Raw genomic sequence first — 229 nt, 5'->3', positions numbered from 1 at the left:
AGTAGAAGCAGCGCCGGGCGAGATCTAGCCGGTCATTTTGATTGGTTGTGGTAAAGTATACTTCAATACGTGTGTAAATAAGAAGATAGCTGTCCACCTCATCAGCACATGGCTCTGATTGATGTACAATTGATTTATAGTCAAGTGCAAGTGGGTAGGCTGTACCATTGACGGCATAATCTTCCAACAGCATTATCTTTTTTATTTTTTTGTGTTGTGAGTTGATTCG

The 229-nt window shown here is 40.6% G+C and carries 1 protein-coding gene; it reads right to left on the bottom strand.

Annotation, left to right across the window (positions count from 1 at the left end; all coding sequences use genetic code 11):
• The coding region (locus Q4563_RS23320) for a class I adenylate cyclase (RefSeq protein ID WP_303606242.1) at positions 1 to 187 on the bottom strand (187 nt) is incomplete at its 3' end.
• Positions 188 to 229: the final 42 nt, after the last annotated feature.

The organism is Gilvimarinus sp. 1_MG-2023 (genome assembly GCF_030548285.1).
Note: the sequence above shows the minus strand (reverse complement) of the source record. Positions and strands in the feature narration are given on the sequence as shown.